The sequence below is a fragment of the Spirosoma aerophilum genome, assembly GCF_054782495.1.
Genome location: NZ_BAAGSJ010000004.1, coordinates 346813 through 365567 on the forward strand (window position 1 = coordinate 346813; position 18755 = coordinate 365567).

Annotated in this window: 14 protein-coding genes; 5 read left to right on the forward strand and 9 right to left on the reverse strand. The window is 53.3% G+C overall.

Annotated features, from left to right (window positions below; translation table 11 throughout):
• The first annotated feature begins 66 nt into the window (after positions 1 to 66).
• Entirely contained in the window at positions 67 to 522 is a 456-nt protein-coding gene (locus tag ACYVK4_RS03205) for a DUF2147 domain-containing protein (RefSeq protein ID WP_461126043.1), read from the forward strand.
• A gap of 20 nt (positions 523 to 542) precedes the next feature.
• Here ACYVK4_RS03205 and ACYVK4_RS03210 read toward each other — a convergent pair whose 3' ends face one another.
• The 9 genes from ACYVK4_RS03210 to ACYVK4_RS03250 form a co-directional block, all read right to left on the reverse strand.
• Positions 543 to 1784, reverse strand: a complete 1242-nt coding sequence (locus tag ACYVK4_RS03210) for an alkaline phosphatase family protein (protein ID WP_461126044.1) — start codon at positions 1782 to 1784, stop codon at positions 543 to 545.
• 100 nt (positions 1785 to 1884) lie between these two features.
• The gene (locus ACYVK4_RS03215; protein ID WP_461126045.1) at positions 1885 to 2406 is read right to left on the reverse strand and encodes a GNAT family N-acetyltransferase; all 522 of its coding nucleotides are present in this window, start codon (positions 2404 to 2406) and stop codon (positions 1885 to 1887) included.
• A gap of 186 nt (positions 2407 to 2592) precedes the next feature.
• Positions 2593 to 3393, reverse strand: a complete 801-nt coding sequence (locus tag ACYVK4_RS03220; protein ID WP_461126046.1) for an SDR family NAD(P)-dependent oxidoreductase — start codon at positions 3391 to 3393, stop codon at positions 2593 to 2595.
• Positions 3393 to 5516: an alpha-glucuronidase family glycosyl hydrolase gene (locus ACYVK4_RS03225; protein ID WP_461126047.1), complete on the reverse strand. Its 2124-nt coding sequence runs from the start codon at positions 5514 to 5516 to the stop codon at positions 3393 to 3395. Before ACYVK4_RS03225 ends, ACYVK4_RS03220 begins: the two co-directional genes overlap by 1 nt.
• Before the next feature lie 134 nt (positions 5517 to 5650).
• Complete coding sequence (uxuA, locus tag ACYVK4_RS03230; protein WP_461126048.1) at positions 5651 to 6865, reverse strand: mannonate dehydratase; 1215 nt, start codon at positions 6863 to 6865, stop codon at positions 5651 to 5653.
• Between the two features lie 91 nt (positions 6866 to 6956).
• Complete coding sequence (locus ACYVK4_RS03235; protein WP_461126049.1) at positions 6957 to 7079, reverse strand: hypothetical protein; 123 nt, start codon at positions 7077 to 7079, stop codon at positions 6957 to 6959.
• A 33-nt stretch (positions 7080 to 7112) separates the two neighbouring features.
• A complete protein-coding gene (locus tag ACYVK4_RS03240; RefSeq protein WP_461126653.1) occupies positions 7113 to 8438 on the reverse strand; it encodes an MFS transporter in 1326 nt (441 codons plus the stop codon).
• 292 nt (positions 8439 to 8730) lie between these two features.
• Entirely contained in the window at positions 8731 to 10008 is a 1278-nt protein-coding gene (locus ACYVK4_RS03245; RefSeq protein WP_461126050.1) for a mandelate racemase/muconate lactonizing enzyme family protein, read from the reverse strand.
• 68 nt (positions 10009 to 10076) lie between these two features.
• The gene (locus tag ACYVK4_RS03250; RefSeq protein WP_461126051.1) at positions 10077 to 11021 is read right to left on the reverse strand and encodes an RraA family protein; all 945 of its coding nucleotides are present in this window, start codon (positions 11019 to 11021) and stop codon (positions 10077 to 10079) included.
• Between the two features lie 547 nt (positions 11022 to 11568).
• Here ACYVK4_RS03250 and ACYVK4_RS03255 point away from each other — a divergent pair.
• The 4 genes from ACYVK4_RS03255 to ACYVK4_RS03270 all read left to right on the forward strand — a co-directional run bounded on the left by ACYVK4_RS03255 (position 11569) and on the right by ACYVK4_RS03270 (position 18745).
• The gene (locus ACYVK4_RS03255) at positions 11569 to 14097 is read left to right on the forward strand and encodes a glutaminase family protein (RefSeq protein WP_461126052.1); all 2529 of its coding nucleotides are present in this window, start codon (positions 11569 to 11571) and stop codon (positions 14095 to 14097) included.
• A gap of 146 nt (positions 14098 to 14243) precedes the next feature.
• Entirely contained in the window at positions 14244 to 16181 is a 1938-nt protein-coding gene (locus ACYVK4_RS03260; protein WP_461126053.1) for a glycoside hydrolase family 2 protein, read from the forward strand.
• Positions 16182 to 16436: 255 nt separating this feature from the next.
• Positions 16437 to 16808 (forward strand): BlaI/MecI/CopY family transcriptional regulator, encoded by a 372-nt coding sequence (locus tag ACYVK4_RS03265; protein ID WP_461126054.1) that lies wholly within the window; start codon positions 16437 to 16439, stop codon positions 16806 to 16808.
• The gene (locus ACYVK4_RS03270) at positions 16805 to 18745 is read left to right on the forward strand and encodes a TonB family protein (RefSeq protein ID WP_461126055.1); all 1941 of its coding nucleotides are present in this window, start codon (positions 16805 to 16807) and stop codon (positions 18743 to 18745) included. Before ACYVK4_RS03265 ends, ACYVK4_RS03270 begins: the two co-directional genes overlap by 4 nt.
• Positions 18746 to 18755 lie beyond the last annotated feature (10 nt).

An 18755-nucleotide genomic window follows, 5' to 3' on the forward strand; every position in this document is an offset into this window, starting at 1 on the left:
AAATTTAATCGTAGTTGAATCGACAAAAGCGATTCTTCTGCGTTTATATAACAAACCAACTCACGTATGAACCCGTTACGCCTGATCGTTCTCTTCCTGCTCGTCTGCCTCTCACTTCCGTCGTTTGCCAGCGCCCTCGACGACCCGGATGCGCTGGTGGGGCGATGGCTGAGTTCAAAAAAGCGGAATCAGGTTCAGATTTATAGACAGGGTAATAAGTATTTCGGCAAGCTGGTCTGGATGCTGGAACCCAACGAACCAGGGACTAACAAACTCAAAGCCGACAAGGCAAACCCCGACGAAAAGCTGCGAAGCCGCCCGCTGATGCACATGGTCTTACTCACGAACCTGACCTATAAAGGCAACAATGTTTGGGGAGATGGGGAGATTTACAACCCCGAAGACGGCAAAACCTACAACTGCGAAGTGACCCTTAAAGACCACGACTCCATTGACCTGCGAGGGTACGTCATGGGACTTAGCTTTTTAGGAAAATCTAAAACCTGGACGCGGGTGAAGTAGCACCGAGCGTCGGCCCGGAACTACTCGACAACCCACCTTGACAGCGTATTGTGCCGGCCTTCCAGCACGATCTTGTAAAAGCCTTTGGGTAGCGTTGACACATCGACGGTGGCGGTTTGGGTTTTGGCGGGTACCTCGGCCATCAGCAGATAGTTATCCCGCTTGCCTTCTTCGTAATGGTTGGTGGTCGACAGCCAGATTTTTATCGTCTCGTCGGATTCCAGGGCTTTCCAGGTCAATGTGATTTTAGCTCCCTCCTTCTTCGCCGTTGGCTCCGCGATGGATAATTTCCCCGTCAGTGGTACGCCGTCCAGTTCAAAAGCCTGTTCTTTCGGGATCGTGAGTTGCAGATGGCGGGCCATGGTCGGCATAATGTCCACAATGGCGGGGGTATTCTTCGTGAACTGCACGTTCAGGTCTTTGGCGCTGGTCACGATCCAGGTGGCCCGCTCCCGGTCCGACTGCCCGCCATGATTTTTACCTGTGTCGGCGCTGCGCCCGTGGTCGGTGGTGATGAACAGCTGCCAGTCTTCCCCAAACGTTTTCTGGCGGTATTGAATCGCTTTCCAGAGTCGGCCCATCTGGTCGTCCATGATGCTGACGGCTTTATAAAATGGCTCACTGTCGCCGTATTTATGGCCCATATCGTCGGTGTATTCCAGATAAACCCACGATAGGTCGGGGCTTTCGTCGCGGATGTAGCGGCTGGCCTCATCCACCACTTTCTCGTCGATCTGGTGGATGTACTCCGACTGTTTATCGTGCCGAAAATGGAGCGTATCGAGTTCAAACCCGTCGAAGGAATAATCAAGCCGGAGGTTGCCGGTTTGCGGCAGGTTTTCGCCAACGAGCTTGGTCCGGTTGTCGAGCCAGGTGGAGAAAACGGCCGTTTTCTTCTGCGGATACTGGCTTTCGAAGAAGCGGAAGATGCTCCAGTACTGATAGTTTGGGGCTTTGATACTGTTGTCCCAGACGTTGTGTTTATTCACCCAGGTGCCGGTCAGCAAACTGTTGTATCCCACCGCCGAAATCGTCGGCGTTTGCGAGTAGGTGCCTTTTTGCCCACCCACATACGCCCGCGCATAGCCGCCCACTTTAGCAATGGCATCCAGATTGGGCGTGGGCTGTTTTTCGATCACATCCGACGGAATTCCATCGACAATAACGAACAGGGCTTTTCGGGGGTTTTTCTGCGCCTGACATACAGGAGACAGCCACAACAGGCAGCCCAGCGCTAACAGGTGTTTCAACATCAGTTTCATACAATGAAGGCGGTATACAGACCCAAAGTAAATGTAACCCGATGGGTAAGTGAAATAAGCCGCCGAAACTTTACAATTTGACAACAGCACCGATCACCTTTTACTCCGTATCGACGACATACGCATACAAAGCCTGATCCAGCACCTGCCCATCTTTGACGGCGCTGCGTTTCATGATTCCTTCGCACTGATAGCCCGCGTTTTCAAGCACTTTCATCGATGCCGGGTTTCTCAGAAAAGGAACGGCATACAATCGGGTCAGGTCAAACTCGCTGAAGGCGTAGCGGGTAACGGCTTTTAAGGCCGCCGTGATGATACCCCGCCCCCAGTACTGGCGGCCTAACCAATAGCCTATTTCGGCAGAACAACGCTCAATATCATCGTGAAGCAGAAAACCAATAGCCCCTACGGCTTCACCGTCAACCACGATGGCAAAGCCGGTTTCCGGGCGAGCGTCCATCACAAACTTAACAAACTGGTGAGCATCTTCCTTCGTATAGGGATACGGAAAGCGGTCCCGCAGGTTCAGCCAGATGTCTTTGTCATTGGCATATAAGGGCAGGTTTTCTGCGTCTCCACGCTGCCACGAGCGAACGACACAAACACCACAGTCAATAAACATAGCCGTAATCATTTACCCATCAGCCCTTTACTATGACCCTAACAAGTCCGAAGGACTTGACTATGATTAACCCCGGATGCAATCCGGGGGCGGAGGCAGGTCTGGTGAGCGGTCCGAGTCAGGGAGCTGAGCCGGGGTCCGGGAGCTGAGCCCGTGTCCCGGACTCAGGTCTGGCCGAGTCATAGATCAGAATCCAATCGAGTTACCGCCATCGACCGGCAATGAAGCCCCCGTAATGTACTTGGCGGCTTCGGACGCGAGGAAAACGGCAGCCCAGCCAATGTCTTCGGGCTGGCCGAACTTACCCATTGGGGTCCGGCGCATGGCGCGGGCAAAACGGTCGGGGTCTCCCCCCATCGCGGTTTTACTCATGGCCGTTTCGATGAAGCCGGGCGCAATGGCATTGACCCGAACGCCGTTGCCCGAAAACTCCGACGCCAGCACTTTCACCATCCCCTCCACGCCCGATTTAGACGCGGCATAAGCCGCCACCCGGTCGATGCCGTAGTAGGCTGCCATGGATGAGATCATGATGATCGAGCCGCTCTGACGCGCCATCATCCGTTTGGCACAGGCCCGCGTCAGGCTGAAAACGGAGTTCAGATTGGTATGAACAATCCGGTCGAAATCCTCATCAGTGACATCCAGTGCCGGTTTTTTCATATTGATACCCGCATTATTGACGAGGCAATCAATGGGACCATACGTTGCTTCGATACGTTCAACGAGGTCGTCGAGCAAAGGCCGGTCGGTTACGTCGTTGACCATGTAATGCGCCCGGTCGCCCAGAGTGGCAACGGCTTCCTGCAGGGGCTGCTCCCGCCGACCGGTGATGACCACACGGCCACCGGCCTGCACCATGCAACGGGCAATGTCGAAGCCGATCCCACTGCCGCCACCGGTAATCAAGGCAAGTTTTCCATCGAGTGAAAAAGGGGAAAGGTTGGCCGATTGGCTGTTGATCTGCGTACGTTGTTCTTGTTCCACTAGCGTAATTTATAAATTTCGGATAAGGCTTTCACGTCTTCCAATGTCCGTGCGGGCTTGGGTAGTGAAGCCGGAATGGGTTGTTTCGAATAGGTCTGGAGGTACAATACCCAGGAGTCGCGCCACCAGATAGCTTCTTTGTGCTGGGTTGTCAGTCGGCCCGTTACGTCGGCAAAGATAGCGGGATCGACGGCGGGTTTCACCTGCGCCCACTGCTTCTGCATCCATACAATCGAGTCGGCACCGGTATAGAAACGGGTGCAAAGCTCATCCCAAAGCGTGCGACCTGTGCTCAGTTTCTTTGTCCAGGGTACATGATGGAACCAGAGTAGATACGGCAGCGGGCAGGTTTCGGGGTTGTTCCATTGCTTTTGTACTTCGGGCCGGTATTGTGCCAGCGCATTGCTACCCGTTGCGGTTCGGTCGAAGCCAAGCCCAATGGAATCGGCCCGGTGGTAATAGATGGCGGTCCAGTCGGGGCGAACACTTTTCTCCTGCCAGGGCTCGGGGGCGAAGTGAACACCCGACCACGGACGCGAGAGCCCCAACGGTGTGTTGTAGTTCACGTAAATCTCCCGCGACTTGAGCATCAGATCGGTAATGGTTTTCACCGCTTTCGGCTCACTCGTCAGCGTCATCTTCACCCATTCGTCGGCAATCCCTTCCGACGACAGGGTATGGTCCCACGCCAGCCGCCCATAAGCGTACCAGTTGGCCTGCGCCATGGGGTTGCCGGTCCAGTTCCGGTCAGAACCCGTGTTGGCAACTCCCGCAATGGCTGTCATGGTGTACTGATGCAAGCTACCATCAATTACTTTGGCCACCGTTGCCCCACCGGACGATGAGCCTTTGCCTTCCACATGCGTATCGGTCTCCAGACACTCCTTGAAAAGCGGAGCTTCGTATACCCAGTGGGTAGCAAAACCGAGGTACTCCTGCGTGATCTGAAACTCCATCGACAGGGGTGTTTTGGGCATGTTGCCAAACAGGGGCGAGAAGGGTTCGCGTGGCTGGAAATCGATGGGACCGTTCTTCACCTGCACAATAACCTTTTTATCGAACTGGCCATCCAAGGGGGTAAACTCTTCATGGGCCGCTTTGAATCGATCTGCTTTCGGATCGGCTTTGTAAACGAAGGCCCGCCACATCACGATGCCATCGTAGGGTTTGAGGGCTTCGGCCAGCATATTGGCTCCGTCGGCATGGGTACGGCCGTAATCCTGCGGACCGGGTTCGCCTTCGGAGTTAGCTTTGACGAGATAGCCGCCAAAATCGGGAATAGCTTTGTAAATCTCTCTGGTTTTATCGACCCACCATTTGCGAACCTCCGGGTCGAGCGGGTCCGATGTTTTCAGTCCCCCAATGGTTTTGGCCGCCGGGAAATAGACCGACAAATACACCCGTATGCCATACGGCCGGAACACGTTGGCCAGAGCCGCTACTTTTTCGATGTATTCAGCCGTCATGAAACGGGCGCTGGCATTCACGTTGTTCACCACCGTTCCGTTGATGCCCAGCGACGCATTAGCGCGGGCATAATCGCGGTAGCGAGGGTCGACGGTAGCGGGTAGCTCGTACCATTTCCAGAGCGACTCACCCGCATAACCGCGCTCGATGGTGCCATTGGTGTTATCCCAGTGATTCAGCATCCGGTATTGAATTTTCGGATTGCTGGTCAGCGATACATTCTCCACCGCCTGGCCGGTTTGCAGTTGCCGAAGCAAGGCAAACGCACCATACAGTACCCCCGAATCGGTCTTTCCGGAAATCGTTATGTTGCCTCCCTTACGACTGGTTAGCTGATACCCATCCGCCACTAGCGTCTGCGAACCAGACGTTGGCGCACCCACTACCGATAGCACAATGCCCCCGGTCCGATTTCCAGCATTGGTCATGATGGGTACCGTTTTACCGAGTAAGCCCTGCAAACCCATTTGTAGTTCGTCGGCCGCTGATTTCAGAATAGGACTACTGCCGTTCAGGGCGATGAACTGCACTGAACGGGCGTAAGCCTCCCGTTTAGGGGCGTCTTTGATCAGGTCATATTTCAGCCAGAGCCGGTAGCCATCGTCGGAGAAGGCCAGATGGCTGATGAATAAAAGGCAAAATAGTATTCGTTTCATTTTTTTAGTTTTCTGGCGCGAGTATTTACTCGTGCCGGTTATGTGGCAAGCATTCGCTTGCGTCAGTGAATACTGACTTCATGAAAGGCACGAGTGAATACTCGCGCCAGCTCAGCACGAACCTGCACCGTTCCCTATAAACTCCGTTCAATACCCATTTCCAATCCCCTTATTTCAGCCAGTCCCCTCAACCGACCGATGGCCGAATAGCCGGGATACGTCTTTTTATGTAAATCGTCGAGCATCTGATGGCCGTGGTCGGGGCGCATGGGGATAGACGTCTCGCCCATGCCCTGCTGCGCGCGCCGTTTCTGTTCCAGCACGATTTCTTTCACCACGGCATACATATCCACATCACCTGCCAGATGGTCCGCTTCGTGGAAATTGCGTGGCCGGGCGGACGTTCCGTCATCTTCGCGTTTGGTGGTCCGCAGGTGAATAAAATGAATCCGCTCGCCAAACCGCCGAATCATGGCAGGCAAGTCGTTATCGGGGCGAATACCCAGCGAACCGGTGCAGAACGTAATGCCGTTGGCCGTCACGTCGCTGGCCGCCATTAGCTGCGCCAGGTCGGCTTCAGTACTGACTACGCGTGGTAGCCCCAGCAAGGGTCTTGGTGGATCGTCGGGGTGGATGCACAGGTTGACGCCCACCTCCTGCGCCACGGGAGCCACCTGCTGGATGAAGTAATACAGGTTTTGTCGAAGTTCGGCATCACCAATGGTGGCGTATTCGTTCAGTAGCCCCTGAAAGGTATCGAGGGAGAACGCTTCTTCGGAACCGGGTAAGCCCAGCAGGACAATGTTGGATAACTCAGCGATGTGTTCGGGCGTCATCTGGCGGAACCTCTGCCGCGACGATTCAATGATTTCAGGTTCGTAGTCGACATCAGCGCCGGGACGTTTGAGAATCCACAGGTCGAAGACAGCAAAGTCTTCCCACACAAACCGAAGCGCCCGTGAGCCGTCGGGCATTTCGTAACTAAGGTTTGTTCGCGACCAGTCCAGCACCGGCATGAAGTTGTAGCAAACCGTTTTGATACCACAGGTGGCCAGATTTCGGATCGATTGTTTGTAATTCTCGATATACCCGACACGGGTGGCCCTCCCCTTCTTGATGTCTTCGTGTACCGGCAAGCTCTCGACGACGGCCCACTGCAAGGGCGAATACCGGTCATTATCGGCTTCAACCCGTTGTTTTCGTTCGTTGATGGCGTCGACGGTCCACACATCGCCTACCGCAATCTGGTGTAAGGCCGTCACGACCCCTGAGCAACCAGCCTGCCGAATGTCCATCAAAGAAACCGGATCATTCGGGCCAAACCAGCGCATTGTTTGTAACATTCCCATTCGTACGCTATTGCTTATTATGATTGTATTACTGCACCACAGAAACAGGCGTACCTACGGGCCGGGCCGCGTTCGGCTTCAGCCCGTATTATTATGTTAATGCCAATACGGGCTGAAGCCGAACGCGGCCCGGCCCGTAGGTACGTATCTGGTACAACTCCCACTCCGCAAATGTCAGAAAAATGGGCCAGTCGATCCGCTCGACATGGCCCATAACTACCGGCAAATATCCATAATATGGTACTTTTTACTTCGCTTTCACCCGGCTGAACACAAAAATGTACAACATCGTCCAGGCCACCAGGTACGCGAAACCGGCGATGTAAAAAATAATATAATACCCTTCCGACAGGCTCCCCAACGCTTTGTAATGGTCGAGAATACGACCGACCATCAGCGGAAATACGGCACCGCCCATCGTACCGGCCATCGTGCCGAGCCCAACCACCCGACTCAATACGCGCTTGGGAAACTGGTCGGCGGCAACGGTAAAGATGTTGGCCGACCAGGCCTGGTGAGCGGCCACGGCCAGAGATAAAATTCCAATTACGGGCCACATGCTGTTCATCTGACTGATGGCCATGACGGGTGTTATACAGATCGCAAACAAAGCCATAGCCCACTGCCGCGCCCGAGTGGGGTGCCAGCCTTTCTCAATTAACCTGGACGACAGCCAGCCACCACCAACGCTGCCAATAGTAGCCGCGAGATAAATGACGATTAGCGGAGCGCCCAGCTTTTTCAAATCCAGGTGGTAGATATTCGACAGGTACGAAGGGAGCCAGAACAGGAAAAACCACCAGATAGGGTCCGTCAGCAGTTTGCCGCTCATGAATCCCCAGATCGCTTTATTAGAAAAAATCGGATAGCTGGCTTCTGTTTTATTCGCCAGCAGATCCGTGGCGGCCGCATCGCCGGCAACGGATGGTTCAACGGGGTCGGAGGTGATATGGGCTAGCTCAGCCGCGCTGACGCGCTTATGCCGGGCGGGTACCTCATAGTAAAACCACCAGGCTATAATCCAGAGGAAACCCAGCGCCCCTGTAATGATAAAGGTCATTTGCCAGCCCAGCATAAGAGCCAGCGGAGGCACAATGGCTGGTGCAACCACCGCCCCGATGTTGGCACCGGAGTTGAAGATGCCCACGGCCAGCGCCCGTTCTTTCTGCGGAAACCACTCGGCTACGGTCTTGATGGAAGCGGGGAAGTTACCGGCTTCGCCAATACCCAGCAGCGCCCGGGCAACCATAAATCCGGCCGTACCACCCGCCAGCGCATGGCCCATAGCGGCTAAACTCCAGACCACAATGGCACCGATATAGCCCAGTTTCGTTCCAACCCGGTCAATGATGTACCCGGCCAGTAACGTTGATGCGCCATAGAAAAACGTGAAGATGGTGACAAGGTCGCCGTAATCGGTTTCACTCCAGTTAAACTCCTTTTCTAAAACCGGCTTCAGCAGACTCATGACCTGCCGGTCGAGGTAGTTGATGGTCGTTGCAAAAAAGAGCAACCCAACAATGATCCATCGATAATTGCTGGAGGTGGGTAAGGTACCACCGGTTGGCCTCAGACTATCGGCGGCAGCGGGCGTGGGTTTTGTTGTCAAGGTAACGCGTACGATTAAGATGAGTGTCGGTCAGACTACTCTAAAACACGGTTGGCCCGTTTTATTACTGTATAAGGGGATTGTTGACATCGGTCGACCAGTGGGGTACCTTACATTTCCACCGGATTACGTATGTTCAGGATTATCCACATTCGAAAAAGTTATCCACAGCTTTTAGGGGTCAAACACCGACTTATCCACACTATTGACTGGATGTGTTCGTCACGCGGCCGGTGTTCCAGCCGCGTGACACGGTCTACACAAAGAAAGGCACGTCTTTCGGGGCGTATTTCCGCATGCCTTCCTCGTTGATCTCCACACCGATACCGGGTTTGTTGGAGAGCGGGATAAATCCTTTCTCGATCATTGGTCCATCGAAGGTGACGATTTCCTTGAACATCGGCTCTTCGTGGAAGTAGATCTGCCATTCAAGAATCAGGAAGTTCGGTACCGATGCACACACGTGGCTCGATGCCATGGCACCTAGGTACGACGCGACCATGTGCGGAGCAAAGGGCACGTAGTACAGGTTAGCCAGGTTGGCAATCCGCTGCGCTTCGCCCAGGCCACCTGCTTTTTGCAAATCGGGCATGATGATGTCAACGGCCCCAATTTCGAGCAGTTTGCGGAATCCGTGCGCCAGGTAATGGTTCTCGCCTGCACAGATCGGCGTGTTTGATGCTTCGCGAATTTGTTTGTAAGCTTCGGGGTTTTCGGCAGGGATGGGTTCCTCCAGAAACAGCAGGTTCAGCGGCTCCATCATCTTGGCCACGCGCCGGCCTGTTGGTACATCATACTTTCCGTGCATATCCACACAGATGTCGATTTTCGGACCAACGGCTTTTCGAACACCGGCAATCTGGTTGTACATCCGCTCCAGTTCACCCTGGCTGGCGGTCCAGTTGTAGGCGTCGTATTTATTCGGGTCGTTCCGCTCGTCGATGTCATATTTCACCGCCGTAAAGCCCATATCGACCGCTTTTTTTGCACTTTTCCCGAAGGCTTCGGCGCTGGTGTCGGTTTCCCGATACGCTCCGGTATCGCAGTAAACCCGGATCTTATCCCGGAACTTCCCGCCCAGCAGCTGGTACACAGGCATGCCGAGTGCTTTGCCGGTCAGATCCCACAAGGCGGTTTCAATAGCCGACAGCACCGATACATACATGCCCGCCTGAGCGCCTTCAAAAAAACCGGCTTTTCGAACATCTTCGAACAAGCGATTGACGTTGAGCGGACTTTTGCCTTTGATGCGTTCGCCCATCATCTTCACCAGGTGATAGGTTCCGGGGGTGGCATCAACGCCTTCGCCACAGCCCCAGATGCCCTGGTTGGTGTGAATTTTCACAAATAAGCTGTGCCCATTGCGGATATAGCCGCATTTAATATCCGTAATTTTCAGATCGGAAGGTGCCGAGGAAAGAGGGGCGTTATGAACGGCCGTTTCCAGCCCCTCGCCGAAGGTGGATAAGGAGGTAGCCGCTAATGCACTCGCAATGGCGCCCTTGGTTAAGAAAGAACGACGGGATGTTGTCATGTTTAAGGAAAGGAAAAGGGTTGTGTGTACACTGTACCAAACAGCATCTTGCTATCTGGTACAGCAAACTACCAGGTACGAGTCTTTAAATACTCCTGAATTTGTTCTTTGGGTACGGGCAGTTCGCTGACGTGGGCGTTGAGCCACTGCGAAAAATCCTTCTCGATCGCATCCGACCAGCGCGAGTCGATCTGTCCCGGCGTGTATTTCTGCTCCCGCAACCGCAGGTGACCGAACATATCCCGCAACCGGATAATCTCCGATGTTTTCACTACCTTCTCGGCCAGATGGGGCGGAATAAACGCCACACCGCCATCGCGACCCAATACGATATCACCGGGCATCACCATGACTTTGCCAATGCGTGTGGGGCGGTTGATGCCGACCAGTGTGGTGTTCAGATTACCTTCGGGGTTGTGGTGCGAGGGGTGATAGCTTCGAAAATACGACGTAAAGCCGCCGATCTCTTTCAGGCCGGCCACATCGCGAAGAGCCCCTTCGTAAACAATGCCGTTGCCCGTTTTGGCATAGATCGAGTTGCCCAGATTGTCCCCAATGGTTGGCCCGTCTTCGTGCATGCCGTATTGGTCTACGACATAGACATCCCCTTTTACGAGCATGTCGATTGGCCAGGCATTCTGCGATTTCACCCGCCCATCTTTCGTATGACCTTTGTCGTCCGTTACCCGGTGTACATCCGGCCGGCCGGGCATAAACGTTGCCGTCAGGGCGCGTCCTACCAAAACACTATCGGGGTTGATGGTTTGCCAGTCGCCCGCATATTGATAACGGTAATTTTCGCCTTTCATCACAGCCCAGGCTTCTTCATGGGTTACCAGCTTCATGCGTTTGATAATGGCATCGGGCACTTTCGGACGTCCGTCGGGAAAGCGCTCGCCTTTCCATTCGGGCGTCAGAAAAATTAGCTCTTCCTTCGAGATCTGCTGCGCAACCGATACCGACGCCAAGCCGGACAGTAACAACACAGCGGTCATTACGATTACCTGTTTCATTGAACTTGTTAAAATTAAGGGTTTAGGAGTTAGGTAAAATAAGGCACGTAAGCGGTTCATCTACCCTTCATAAGCACTGGAAAGACCTGTTGCCAGCCCTACCGATAAAAGTCTTTCATAATTTTCACATTTGCAACCGATTGCAAAATATTACTAAAAGAATAATTTAATTAGAAATAACATATATACTATTTTCAACAAAAATGAAGGTTATAAATCCCTCAACAATAGCTGACGCCACCTCATACGGTCTTTATTTACACCCATAATATACAATCGGTTGCAACATGAGCTACCAGGCTTCCTCCGCAAGGTGTTCCAGTCATTTTAATACAGCATGTGCCGTTCGGGGAAATAGGGATAAGCATTAGTCTGCGACACTGATATCAGCCAGCCTAAACTAGTGATGCGGACATCATCGCGAAAAGCAGTCCAGACGGGCAGTGGCCCGGCAGAGCCAAATTATTCTGCTTAATAAGTAAAGGTTAACCGGCTTATAGCTTATGTTGTGGATGGTTTTGGTACACCCGCAAACAACCTAGTCACAATGCAAAAAAACTCAGTCCTTTTCCTTTCAATTACGCTTCTTTTTTCCCTAGTTTCCGAGCGGCTTTATGCTCAGGATCTGCGTCCACCGGCTTACCCACTCATCACGCACGACCCTTATTTTAGCGTCTGGAGCATGACGGATAAATTAACCGATTCGCCCACGCGGCACTGGACCGGCAAACCTCAATCGCTGGAAGGTATTATCCGGGTGGACGGTAAAGCCTATCAGTTTTTGGGGGCGGTACCCACCACCTATGAGCCAATTGCCCCTACCGGCGAAATAAAACCCTACCCAGCTCAGTATACCTTCAAAAAACCGGCTCCCGGCTGGGAAAAGGTCGATTTTAATGCCCGTGGCTGGCAATCGGGGCAAGGCCCGTTTGGCGATACACCCGAGGCCAAAACAAAATGGACCAACAGTGATTCCGCTCCGATGAAAGACGGGATTTACTACCGACGGGAATTTACGTACGACGGTAAAGCCGATCCGACGAAATTGCTGATGTCGATCAATCACGACGATGACGTGGTCATTTATCTGAACGGTACCAAAATCCTCGACAAACCCGACTACATCAACGAATACATTTACCTTCCCCTTTCCGATGCCGGGCAGAAAGCCATTCGTAAAGGTAAAAACGTACTGGCCGTGCATTGCGTAAGCCCCCGGGGCGGTTCGTATATCGATGTAGGGATCGTTAACCCGGTCACTACCTCCTCGATCGTTACAGCCACTCAAACGGGGGTAACCGTATCAGCTACTCAAACCAAATACACCTTCACGGCAGGACCGGTCGATCTGACGGTCAATTTCATGTCGCCCCTCTTACTGGATGAGCTGGAGGTAGCCGCCCGCCCGATCACATATGTCACGTTCGAAGCACGCTCGCAGGATCGCAAATCGCATTCGGTGCAGGTTTACCTGAGTGAGTCGGGCACGATGGCGACCAATACCATCGGTCAGGAAGTGGTCATGAAAGCAGGGCAGGCACCCGGCCTGATCTACCAAACGGTGGGCACCGAAGCCCAGCCCGTTCTGATGAAAAAAGGCGACAATGTACGCATCGACTGGGGGTACGCGTATCTGGCGGCTCCGCAGGAAAGCGGCAACCAGACGGGCAACGGCATGGCCCCCGGCCTCAAAGAGGCTTTCCTGATGAATGGCCAGCTTCCTACCGATAACAAAGCCGCCGTACCGGGCAACAAACCACGCGCGGCAGCCGATGTGGCGGTGGCCAGCATTCTCGATTTCGGGAGCGTAACGAAGGCCGTTGAAAAACACATTATGCTGGGCTATGACGACCTGTATTCGGTGCAGTATTTCAAGCAGAACTTACGCCCGTGGTGGCGTCGGGATGAAAAAACGAACATGATCTCGCTGCTGCAAACGGCCGAAAAAGACTACAGCCGACTGCGGGAAAAATGCAACAAATTCGACGAACGGCTCCAGTCCGATGCGAAACGGGCGGGTGGTAAAAACTACGCTGACCTGTGCGTGCTGGCCTATCGGCAGGCTATTGCTGCCCATAAAATTGTGGCCGGGCCAAAGGGCGAAACGCTTTTCCTGTCGAAAGAGAACTTCTCCAATGGGTCCATTGGTACCGTAGATATCACTTACCCCTCGGCTCCGCTGTTCCTGCTCTACAACCCAACCCTGTTGAAGGGCATGATGGAGCCAATTTTCCAATACTCGGAGAGTGGCCGATGGAAGAAACCGTTTGCGGCCCATGATGTAGGGACGTATCCGCAAGCCAACGGCCAGACCTACGGCGAGGATATGCCCGTGGAAGAGAGCGGCAATATGCTTATACTGGCCGGTGCCATTACCGGAGCGGAAAAGAACGCAGACTATGCCAAACAGCACTGGAAAACGCTGACGACCTGGGTCGAATACCTCAAAAAAGACGGTTTTGACCCCGCTAACCAGCTTTGTACGGATGACTTCGCCGGTCACATTGCCCGCAACGCCAACCTATCGGTCAAAGCTATTCTGGGCATTGCCGCCTATGGTAAAATGGCCGCTCAACTGGGCGACAAAGCCACCGCACAAAGCTATCTGCAAACCGCCCGGGATATGGCCGTCAAATGGCAACAGCTTGCCCAAGACAAAACCGCCGACCAGAAGCCCCACTATGACCTGACGTTCGAGAATCCGGGCGATACCTGGAGCCAGAAATATAACCTCGTCTGGGATAAGTTGCTGGACCTGAATATTTTCCCAAAAGAGGTTGCCCAAACCGAGATCGCCTACTACCTGACCAAGCAAAAGCCCTACGGCCTGCCGCTGGACAGCCGTAAAACCTATACCAAATCGGACTGGATCGTGTGGACAGCCACCCTTGCCAAGTCGGACCGCGACTTCGAAGCTTTCATCAAGCCCGTCTGGAAATACGTGAACGAAACCCCTACGCGGGTACCCCTCTCCGACTGGCATGAGACGACCAATGCCAAACAGGTCGGCTTTCAGGCCCGCTCGGTCATAGGTGGGTATTATATTAAAATGCTGGAGGGGAAGCTGACTAAGTAAGTTTACCACCCCCAACCCCCTCCTAAAACAGGAGGGGGCTCTAAAATGGACTACCTTTCTGCAAAGCCCCCTCCTGTTTTAGGAGGGGGTTGGGGGTGGTTGACTGGTGCCAGTGGCAAAACGAACCCTAAACCTTTCCAATATTCATGCGATTCGATCAATTCTTATTCACGCCATTGGGCCTCCTTTTGGCGTCAACGCTTACCTACTCGCAAGCACCACCCACTCAAAATGCCCCCCGTACGGCTCCTATCATGAGCCGGTGGGAGAAGCAGCTGACGCCGGAGAATGCCTGGCGGGAATACCCGCGTCCGCAGCTGGTCCGGAAGCAGTGGCAGAATCTGAACGGGATGTGGGACTATACCATAACAGCCAAAACGGCCCCGCAGCCAACCGATTTTTCGGGACAGATTCTGGTGCCCTTCAGTGTCGAATCGACGGTGTCGAAAGTTAACAAATCACTCAACGCCGACCAGCGTCTGTGGTACCGCCGAACGGTTAGCCTGCCCGCCGACTGGGCCGGGCAACGGGTGCTGCTGCACTTCGGCGCGGTAGATTATGAGTGTAACCTTTGGGTCAATGGCGGTCTGGTTGGCTCGCACACGGGCGGTTCCGATGCGTTTAGCTTCGACATTACCGACTACCTGAAAGATGGCCAGAACCAACTGGTGCTGGGCGTAACGGATCCGACCTCATCAGGCGAGCAGCCGCGCGGGAAACAGTTGATGAATCCAAACGGCATCTGGTACACACCCGTGTCAGGCATCTGGCAAACGGTCTGGATGGAACCCGTGCCGAAACAGGCGTACATCGAAGAAGTAAAGCTAACGCCCGAGCTTGATTCGGCAAGGGTCCGGGTCGATGTGCTGCTCGATAAACCGGCCAACAATTACACCACGGCCATTCGGTTGACGGCGCTGGACGGAAACCGAACGGTGGCGACAACGCTGGTCCGGGCCGGCCGAACAGGGTATCTGGCCATCAGAAACCCCAAACTCTGGTCGCCCGACAGCCCGTTTCTGTATGATCTGAAAGCAGAGTTAGTTACCGTAACGGATCCCTTCGGCGATACACCCCGGAACAAACGCCCGCGCCAGGATGATGCGCTCAACAAGGCGTTCGCTGGGGCTACCGTAACGGGAAGCCCGCTCGATGTGGTTACGGGTTATTTCGCCATGCGGAAAATTGCGACGGGTCGTGGGCCGGGCGTCGCTACGCCTGTTGCCAACCAGCCCGTGTTGTTGCTGAACAACAAATTTGTATTTCAAAACGGCCCGCTCGATCAGGGCTGGTGGCCCGGTAGTTTACTGACGCCCCCCTCCGACGAAGCCATGGCGTTTGAGATCGACTTCCTGAAAAAGTCGGGCTTCAACATGCTCCGTAAACACATCAAGGTGGAACCTGACCGCTATTATTACCTGTGCGACAAGATGGGTATGCTGGTTTGGCAGGACATGCCGTCAGGCTTTCTGGAAGGCCAGAACGAAGCGCCCGGTGACCAGTCGGAGCCGATTCGCCGGTCGAAGGGGAAAGAGCAGTTTGAACTGGAGCTGCGCCGGATGATGAACCGCCTGCACAATCACCCCAGCATTGTTACCTGGGTGGTGCATAACGAAGGCTGGGGACAATACGACAACAAACGGCTTGCCGATTGGGTAAAAGCCCTCGACCCCAGCCGAACCGTTAACGCCAGCAGCGGCTGGAACGACCTTAGCGCGGGCGATTTCTACGACATTCATACCTACGAGCCAGAACCCAACGCACCAGCGCCCAAAACAGACCGGGTTGTTGTGATCGGTGAGTTTGGCGGCATTGGCTGGCCGGTACAGGGTCACCTCTGGAATCCGGAGATGCGTAACTGGGGGTACCAGACCTACCAATCGGCCGACGAGGTATTAAAAGCCTACCAGAAGAAGTACGCCAAAATTGTGGAGTATTACCAGAAACAGGCCCTGTCGGCGGCTGTGTACACGCAAACGACGGATGTAGAAGGGGAAGTAAACGGCCTGCTCACCTACGACCGCGAAGTCATCAAAATACCCATCGAAACGCTGAAGAAGATTCACGCGCCCTTGTTTAAATGATTGACGGCTGGCGCGAGTATTTACTCGTGCCGTTTCATAAAGACAGTATTCACTGACACAAGCAAACCGGAACGCCGGACCGGCTTGCTAAATAAACGGCACGAGTAAATACTCGCGCCAGCCGTTAATCAACCTGCCCTTTCTGACGTCAGAAAGGGCATTTTTTATTTCTTCAAAAAATTAACTAATAAATTAGTTGTAAAACTAAACCATTAGTCATACCTTTCGTTTGTAATCAATAAAACACTGTCTACCATGCCGATACGCGATCTCACCAAAGCCGAAGAAGAAATCATGCGGGTGCTATGGCAGCTTCAAAAAGGCTTTGTCAAAGACGTTCTAGCTGAACTGCCGGAGCCGAAGCCAGCCTATAATACGGTTTCCACGATTATCCGCATTCTGGAAAAGAAAGAACTGGTTGGCTACCGGGCCTACGGAAAAACGCACGAATACTACCCCCTGATTTCGGAGGAAGAATATCGCCGTTTTCAGACTGATCAGTTGATGGCAAACTACTTCGATAATTCACTCAAAAAACTGGTGTCGTTTTTCGTACAGGACAAAAATATCAGCCTGAGTGAAGCCGACGAGATCATTAAGCTCCTAAACAAACAGAAAGACCAATGAACGTCCTCGACTACCTCCTCAAAGCGAACCTCTACGGTCTGCTGTTTGTCGGCTGTTACTGGCTGCTCCTGCGCCGACATACGTTTTTCAGTTTGAATCGGACGTATTTGCTGACGTCGGTCGTTCTGTCGCTGACCCTGCCCCTGATCACGCTCCCCGCCGAAACCGTCGAAACACTCCCCGCCATTCCGGTGGGCGTTATGGCGCTGCCCATAGCGACTGTGTCAACTGCCGAAGTACCGGTAACTGAACCCGGCCCCGCCTGGGAGCAGCTTGGCCTCTGGGCGTATGGGTTCATCGCGCTGGCATTACTGGCACGCCTGAGTATACGGACTGGGCGACTGCTTCGGTTGATTCATCAATCGCCCCGGCAACTGGAGAGCGACTACATACGGGTACTGCCGAATGATGAGACCCTACCTACTTTCTCGTTTTTCAACTACATCATCCTCAATCCTGCCGACACCCGGAATGAGCTGATTTTACGGCATGAGCTGGTGCATGTACGCCAGCAACACAGCGCCGATGTGCTGGGACTGGGCATTCTACAGGCTGTTTTCTGGGCGTGTCCAGTGTTGTTGCTCATCGAGCGAATGCTCCGTCAGGTTCACGAATTTCTGGCCGATCAACCCGCCAGCCAACCCACCGAATACGCCCGATTTCTGGTTGCTTACTCCTTCGGCACATCACCCGCGTTGCAGAATGCGGACGTGCTCACGAACAGCTTCTTTACGCCTTCACTCTTAAAACAACGTATTATTATGCTGCATCAGAAAGCCACCAATCGCTGGGCATTAGGCAAATACGTACTGGTACTGCCCCTGGCGTTCGGCCTGCTGGCCATGACTACCGCCCGGCAGGAATTATCTAACGCCGTGGATCAACTAACTCAGGACGAGACCATTACTATGAAGGGGAAAGTAACAAGCCTGGCAGATGGGAAGCCATTGCCAGGGGTCTCCATCGTCATTGTGAATACAAGAAAAGGAACAACGACGAATGCGAAGGGTGAATTTACATTAACCAATGTCCCTAAAAATGCATCGTTAGCATTCAGTTTTATTGGTTTTACCACTCAAGTTGTTCCTGTTGGTGGACGCAAAACCCTGAGCGTTAGTCTTGCTCTTGAATCGAAGGATTTGAATGAGGTACATGTAGTTGCTTATGAACCAACTGCGGAGCCAGCACCTCAAAAACAAACAGTACCTGTTGAATCAAATCAGTCCACCAAAGCCGATAAGGAAGTATTCACCGTTGTTGAACAGGTCCCCGAATTTCCCGGTGGTGTACGGGCTCTGTATCAGTACCTGACCCGCAACTTACGCTACCCTACTGAAGCCCAACAAAATAAAATTCAAGGTCGGGTTTATGTTAAATTCGTTGTCGACAGAACCGGTGATATTCGGGAACTACGCCTTCTGAAGGGCATTGGCGGTGGCTGCGACGAAGAAGCCATCCGGGTAGTGAGTCAAATGCCGAACTGGATTCCCGGTAAGCAACACGGTAAGGACGTGTCGGTTATGTATAATCTCCCTATTCAATTTTCACTCGAAAAAAGAAGTGACGACAAGCGAACGGGGCAGGTTGCGCCAGGCCAGAAACTCGATTCAAGGCAATCTGCAGAAGCTGTTCAGGATAATAACAAAAACGGGCAACTTGCCTTCCTCAATGACATGTCGGCTGGCCGTAAAAATCGCTATGCAATGCCCCTGCCGGACTCTATTCAACCGCAAACGTCCATCCATGTTCGAAGTAATGGATTCAGCATCGGCGACCCACTGTATATACTTGATGGTATTGAGACACCGAAGGAAGACTTGAGTAAACTCAGTCCTGATAACATTCACGATGTGTCTGTATTAAAAGGCTCATCAGCAGTCCCTTACGGCGAAAAAGGTAAAAATGGCGTTATCATTATCACTACCAAAAAGAAATAACCCCCCGTTG

What these genes read in the sequence shown, in the direction of transcription:
- ACYVK4_RS03205 (WP_461126043.1), top strand. Translation starts at nt 67, where the DNA reads ATGAACCCGTTACGCCTGATCGTTCTCTTCCTGCTCGTCTGCCTCTCA.
- ACYVK4_RS03210 (WP_461126044.1), bottom strand. Translation starts at nt 1,784, where the DNA reads ATGAAACTGATGTTGAAACACCTGTTAGCGCTGGGCTGCCTGTTGTGG.
- ACYVK4_RS03215 (WP_461126045.1), bottom strand. Translation starts at nt 2,406, where the DNA reads ATGTTTATTGACTGTGGTGTTTGTGTCGTTCGCTCGTGGCAGCGTGGA.
- ACYVK4_RS03225 (WP_461126047.1), bottom strand. Translation starts at nt 5,516, where the DNA reads ATGAAACGAATACTATTTTGCCTTTTATTCATCAGCCATCTGGCCTTC.
- uxuA (WP_461126048.1), bottom strand. Translation starts at nt 6,865, where the DNA reads ATGGGAATGTTACAAACAATGCGCTGGTTTGGCCCGAATGATCCGGTT.
- ACYVK4_RS03235 (WP_461126049.1), bottom strand. Translation starts at nt 7,079, where the DNA reads ATGGGCCATGTCGAGCGGATCGACTGGCCCATTTTTCTGACATTTGCG.
- ACYVK4_RS03245 (WP_461126050.1), bottom strand. Translation starts at nt 10,008, where the DNA reads ATGACAACATCCCGTCGTTCTTTCTTAACCAAGGGCGCCATTGCGAGT.
- ACYVK4_RS03250 (WP_461126051.1), bottom strand. Translation starts at nt 11,021, where the DNA reads ATGAAACAGGTAATCGTAATGACCGCTGTGTTGTTACTGTCCGGCTTG.
- ACYVK4_RS03255 (WP_461126052.1), top strand. Translation starts at nt 11,569, where the DNA reads ATGCAAAAAAACTCAGTCCTTTTCCTTTCAATTACGCTTCTTTTTTCC.
- ACYVK4_RS03260 (WP_461126053.1), top strand. Translation starts at nt 14,244, where the DNA reads ATGCGATTCGATCAATTCTTATTCACGCCATTGGGCCTCCTTTTGGCG.
- ACYVK4_RS03265 (WP_461126054.1), top strand. Translation starts at nt 16,437, where the DNA reads ATGCCGATACGCGATCTCACCAAAGCCGAAGAAGAAATCATGCGGGTG.
- ACYVK4_RS03270 (WP_461126055.1), top strand. Translation starts at nt 16,805, where the DNA reads ATGAACGTCCTCGACTACCTCCTCAAAGCGAACCTCTACGGTCTGCTG.